Raw genomic sequence first — 301 nt, 5'->3', positions numbered from 1 at the left:
ATCTGGAGCCCGAGTGCCGGGTCGCCGAGATGCTCGACCACGCCGGCCTGGAACGCGCCCTGCGCGGCCTCGACGGGGTGATCTTCAGCGCCGGCTACTATCCTTCGCGGCCGCGCCGCTGGCAGGAGGAAGTGGCCAGCGCGCTGGGCCAGACCAACCCGTTCTATGCCGCCTGCCTGCAGGCCAGGGTGCCGCGCATCCTCTATGTCGGTTCGGCATATGCCATGCCCCGCCATCCCCAGGGACTACCGGGCCACGAGGGGTTGTTCTACGACAGCCTGCCGAGCGGCAAGAGTTCCTA

At 68.8% G+C, this 301-nt stretch carries 1 protein-coding gene; it reads left to right on the top strand.

Features of this window, described 5'->3' with window-relative positions:
* Positions 1-29: 29 nt before the first annotated feature.
* Positions 30-301: hypothetical protein (locus ACLJNW_RS24290; RefSeq protein ID WP_410961230.1), on the top strand; the 272-nt coding region annotated here is incomplete at its 3' end.

The organism is Salmonella sp. SAL4457 (assembly GCF_046548235.1).
GTDB lineage: Bacteria > Pseudomonadota > Gammaproteobacteria > Enterobacterales > Enterobacteriaceae > Salmonella > Salmonella enterica.
The sequence above is the reverse complement of the archived record's forward strand: the minus strand, read 5'-3'. Positions and strand labels throughout refer to the sequence as shown.